The 5,202-nt window shown below is 40.1% G+C and carries 6 protein-coding genes; 3 read left to right on the top strand and 3 right to left on the bottom strand.

Annotated features, from left to right (window positions below; translation table 11 throughout):
* The first annotated feature begins 363 nt into the window (after positions 1 to 363).
* The 3 genes from QZU45_RS11930 to QZU45_RS11920 all read left to right on the top strand — a co-directional run bounded on the left by QZU45_RS11930 (position 364) and on the right by QZU45_RS11920 (position 3,157).
* Complete coding sequence (locus tag QZU45_RS11930) at positions 364 to 735, top strand: DUF6431 domain-containing protein (protein ID WP_295355586.1); 372 nt, start codon at positions 364 to 366, stop codon at positions 733 to 735.
* 279 nt (positions 736 to 1,014) lie between these two features.
* Positions 1,015 to 2,343, top strand: a complete 1,329-nt coding sequence (locus tag QZU45_RS11925) for a DDE-type integrase/transposase/recombinase (RefSeq protein ID WP_295355584.1) — start codon at positions 1,015 to 1,017, stop codon at positions 2,341 to 2,343.
* Positions 2,344 to 2,353: 10 nt separating this feature from the next.
* Complete coding sequence (locus tag QZU45_RS11920) at positions 2,354 to 3,157, top strand: AAA family ATPase (protein WP_295355582.1); 804 nt, start codon at positions 2,354 to 2,356, stop codon at positions 3,155 to 3,157.
* Positions 3,158 to 3,416: 259 nt separating this feature from the next.
* Here QZU45_RS11920 and QZU45_RS11915 read toward each other — a convergent pair whose 3' ends face one another.
* The 3 genes from QZU45_RS11915 to QZU45_RS11905 form a co-directional block, all read right to left on the bottom strand.
* Positions 3,417 to 3,725, bottom strand: coding sequence for a hypothetical protein (locus tag QZU45_RS11915; RefSeq protein ID WP_295355580.1), 309 nt, complete (start codon positions 3,723 to 3,725; stop codon positions 3,417 to 3,419).
* 74 nt (positions 3,726 to 3,799) lie between these two features.
* Positions 3,800 to 4,327 (bottom strand): tetratricopeptide repeat protein, encoded by a 528-nt coding sequence (locus tag QZU45_RS11910; RefSeq protein ID WP_295355578.1) that lies wholly within the window; start codon positions 4,325 to 4,327, stop codon positions 3,800 to 3,802.
* Between the two features lie 437 nt (positions 4,328 to 4,764).
* Positions 4,765 to 5,202 (bottom strand): hypothetical protein (locus QZU45_RS11905; protein WP_295355576.1); only part of this gene is annotated, 438 nt, incomplete at its 5' end.

The raw sequence follows: 5,202 nt of genomic DNA, 5'->3' as shown, positions 1-5,202 counted from the left end.
TGTAGACTGCCATTTTATATGATCTCATTTCACCCTGGTTTTATTCATTTTGATTGATCCGGCCGGATCTCCGAAAGTGACGAAATTTTCTCAATCGCTGTGCAACGATTTTGATCTGTTTAATTTTTAAACCGACAAATTCCTAAAACTAAATTGTTCAAATTTTAAGCTAAAATAATAGTATAATTGGCATCACGTGATTGCATGTCCGAAGACGCGCTGATTTTTAGAACGGTATTGTCTGAGGTCAAGGGATTGAATTCCCTTCAAGCACGGGGATTTATGTGAAATAGAAAAAGGCAGTGATTCGCAGTCACTGCCTTTTTCTATTGTTCGCGGTTTATCGAACTCCAAAACAGTACCATGATAACACTGATACACGATCAAATAGAAGAGTTAACTCAAGAAAAATACGATCAGCTTATCTCAAAGCTGTTTAACGGTCAGAAACTTATAAAATCACCATGCTGTGAAGGCGGAGTACTGGAAAAACACGGATATTATGAACGAGGCTATAAAGCATTGAACGGCAGGGAGGAGATAAGACTTAAAATTCTCCGGGTCAGATGCAGTGCCTGCGGAAAGACACATGCCATACTGCTGATGGAGATGATCCCGTATGCCAGGGCCGGAAAGGACATTGTTCTTACTGTTCTCAGCAACTTCGAGTCAAACTGTCCAGTCAGCAGCATTCTGGAGAAGGTGGGAGGTTTAGTTGACGAGAACGATTTGTAAGTCAAACTGGAAAGCACGTATGCAGTCACTGCGTCTTTCTCTTTCGTCATTTTTTACGGATTTTGCCTCATCTGCAGTTCTCTGTCTTGATTCATTTTTTCGCCATTTCATGCAGATGAGAGATCGCACCTGTTTTAAAATTCTAAAAACCACATAGCAAAAAGGGCTTCTTTATAGGCAAAGTTCTATACTGCCGCGCAACTGCAGAACAATACCGTTTGAAAGAGCAAAAACGACTGCAGGAAGGATAAATAGAGTAAATTTTAAACAGGAAGCCCTATGAATAAGACAGAGGCAGAAAATATTATGATGATGAGATATGCCTGCATTATCGATGCAGTCAATCAGTCTGTGGATGATTTGCGCAGCAAGAAAGAAATAATTGAAAGCGCATCAGAAAAAGGTGTTGAAGACCGTAACAGCGGAACCAGGAGATATTTCGCAGTACCAACTATAACCAGATGGTACCGAATCTATCAGAAGCTCGGGCTGGACGGTCTGAAACCGCAAAAGCGGTCTGATTGCAAGAGTTTCAGAAAGATTGACGATGAAATATACAAGCAGATAATGGAAATCAAGAAGCAGTACCCGCGAATATCTGCAACAGCAATCAGGAAAAGGCTGATAAACAAGGGGTTCATCAATCAGGAGCAAATCTCACTGTCGACCATCAACCGCTGTGTCAACACTATCAAAGATAAACTTGACGTTCCGACTGAAATCCAGGAAATGAAAAGATACGAGATGGAACATATCAATGAGGTATGGTGTGGAGATTCCAGTGTCGGTCCGTACATAACTATAGACGGGGTTAAGCGTAAAATATGGATTCAGGCACTCATAGACGATGCAAGCCGGTACATTGTCGGCATCAATGCCTTTCTTAACGACAACTACGAAAATTTTCTCGGAGTCGTAAAATCAGCCGTTGCCAAGCACGGTGTTCCTAGAGTTTTTAATTTCGATAACGGCTCAACCTACAAGAACAGACAGGTTGAACTGCTGGCGGCAAGAATAGGCTCCAGAATTCATTGGAACAAACCGTATACGCCAACCAGCAAAGCGAAAATTGAAAGGTTCTTCAAAACCATGAAAATTCAATGGCTTGCAGAGTTTAATCCTTCCAATTTTCACAGTTTGGAGGATGTAAGAAACGATTTGTTCAAGTATGTTAACAAGTATAACAATACCCCGCATTCATCCCTTGAGTACCGAACCCCGCAGGACCGTTTCTTCAAAGAATCTTCACTCATCAGAAAACTCTCTGATGATTCTATCAGCAGAAACTTCCTGATGGAAATTGAGCGCAGGGTTACCAGAGACGGGCTGGTATCTATCAGTAATCGCATGTTTGAAGTTGACAATCAGTACTGCAGAAAGAAGGTTACTCTTCGATATACTGCTGATTTATCGGATGTCTACATCGTAGAAAATGAGGGAAATACCCTGACTCCGGTAAAACTCCTGAACAAGCACGAGAACAGCCGGGTGAAACGCAAAGTTTACATCAGCAGTCCTGCTGCAGAATCACCTGTTTCAGGACAGGCTGCCGCAGGACAATCTGCTTCAGGTACCACCTCTTCAACTGCTAACAACAATATAGGATAAAACGAATAGTATGGATTTAAATACCAGATACGGACTGGAGTTCAATCCGTTTATCAAAAACTCCGCTGACATTATTGTCTCTTTCAAGGAATACAATGAAGCTGTTGCCAGACTGAATTATATACTCAGTATTAAAGGCTTCGGGCTACTCACGGGAACTCCCGGTAAAGGAAAATCAACTGCTGTCAGAATATGGTCCAAAGGTCTTAACCCCTCTTTGTACAAGGTTGTATATACCCCTCTTGCCAATCTCTCTGATGCTGAATTTTACCGTAATATGGCTACTATCATCGGACTTGAACCGAAGTCCAGGAAACATGAGAATATTGATGCAATCAAGGAGGAGATTGAACGACTGTACTCTGAAAACCGCAAGACCCCGGTCTTTATCATCGATGAAGCCGACAGCATCAGAAGTTCAACTCTTTCCGACCTGAAGGTCCTGTTTAACTTTGAAATGGATTCAAGAGACAAGGCTGTAGTCATCCTCGTCGGAACCACAAAGCTTAACTCAATGCTCAATTACTCCGTTCATGAAGCTATGCGCCAGCGCATTATTATGAACTTCAATATTGAAGGAATGAGCAAGGACGAAACCAGACAGTACGTACTCGACAAGCTCAAAGGTGCCGGATGTATCAAAGACGTATTCGCTCCTGAGGCCCTTGAAGCCATAACCAATTACTCTGAAGGTGCACCACGTATGGTTAACAGAATTTGCAACGCATGTCTGAACGTCGGCAATGCCGAGGGTTCTCAAATCATAACAGCTGAAACTGTCAGAAAGGCTCACGAAGAACTGATACTGGGCTAACTCAGGCTTTCTTCCGGTATCCGCCGTTACTTATAAGCCCCGTCCTTGACGGGGTTTTTTATACCCGGATCTGCTGATATGAATAACGCGATGCACACATTCTGACAAAAAGAAGAGCAGATAAATTGAAGAAAAAACAATCTCCAACACTGCACAGAAACGTGCAAACAATTTGATGATTTTTAGTGCTGATAAAGTGAAGAATATAAGCTCAACAACAGTGAACAGAAGCATGCTGTAAATATGATGATTTTGCATCCTAATAATTTGAAGAAAAAAGAATCAGAATGAATGAACAGAAGCGTTCAAACAATTTGACGATTTTTGATAGCGTCAATGTGACGAAACCGAGATCAAATATCAAATAAATTGACGACCTACAATCAAGTCCGTGGATAGCTGCATTGGTGGCTTCTGCCTGTTTGGCGGAGGCATCAAGGTTTGCGCCCATAGCCGTAGCAGAGGAGGAAACAGCGTCCTTCATGGCCGTCATTTCTTCGGCAATTTGGCTTAGCGCATCGGTCAGAGCAGACGTGTCGGCAGAAAGCCTGATGGTGCTGTCGTTCATTTTGAAACTCCTGAAAATAAAAAAAGGGTCTCATAAGAGACCCTTCATTGGTTATATTGAAATATATACGGAGGTTAATACCCCTGCTCGTTCAGTTTGCGGTATGCATCGCAGCATTCCTGCTTACCTAAATCACATGCTTTTCCGTAATATTCTTTTGCTGTAGTTCTGTTCTGTCTTACGCCTTGGCCATATTCGAACGAAATTCCTAAATTCTTACAGGAAATTCCTTCATTTAGGTTACAACCTTTTTCAAAATAGCTTACAGCTACACTCATATCCTGTCTTAATCCAAGACCTTTATCGTACAAAAAACCTAAGTTGGAGCAACTCAAACCTTCATTCAGATTACATGCTTTTTCGTAGTAGATTTTAGCCTGCTGATAGTTCTGTCTTACACCTCGACCTTCGTCGAATAATTCTCCTAAGACGCCGCAACCTAAACCATCATTCAGATTACATGCTTTTTCACAATATGGAATTGCTTCAGTATATAATTCTGCTTGGATTTTAGTAGCACACAAAAGTAAATCATCATTCGCAAATGTGATATTTGATAAAGATAAGCATATAGCAGCACTTAAAAATAATTTAATTTTCATTTTTATTTTCATTTTTATTTTTATCCTGAATGTAATTATACGTCTATAAATAATAGATTTAGATTAACATAAGACATTTATATATACTGTTATATACTTATCATAATCATTTCATTACTCTTCGGAATTTTTCAATCTCTTTTGCGCAATCGCTCTCCGTCATTCCGGCTTTGTACCTTTCTTTCGGATGAGCCTCATAGTATTCCTCCTGAAATACCACCGCCCAGTAGTTAAACTCGGTGGTGGGATATTCAAGAACTTCAGAGATTGGGCGGTGATTCCTTCATGATTGTCATCTCTTCGGCAATTTTGGAGAGGGAATCCGTCAGAGCCGACGTATCGGCAGAAAGCCTGATGGTGCTGTCGTTCATTTTGAAACTCCTGAAAATAAAAAAGGACCTCAGTTATGAGATCCTTTGGGAATATACAAATATATTCTATTGCCACGTTACAATGTTAGATGGGTCTTTAGGAAAACCAGTGTTGATAATACTTTCCACATTATCATCAAATTCTTTGTAGATTGTGTCCATAATTTGTTTATATCTAACTGCATCGTACAATTCCGGATATAGTTCTGATAATTCCTTGAAATTGAGCTCTTTTTTGAAATTTGGCAAATATCTACCCCAAACGTACCAATTCTTCCATGCATGACTGCTAATTCTATTTGTCCAATAAGGATTATTAAAAGCAGTTTTTAAAGTGTTTTTTTGTTCTTCAGAAATCATCGAATCCCAAGAATTATTTGTAAAGAATACGCAATAATAAAGATACCAAGTAATTTCCACGCATAAAAATATTCTTAAATCACCAATTCTTTTAATTTCAATACACAGTTTAGGTCTTCGTAGCAATTCGCTCTTTTTTCGTGA

It is taken from the genome of uncultured Succinivibrio sp., assembly GCF_902756765.1.
GTDB lineage: Bacteria > Pseudomonadota > Gammaproteobacteria > Enterobacterales > Succinivibrionaceae > Succinivibrio.
This window is presented reverse-complemented; position numbering and strand designations above follow the sequence as displayed.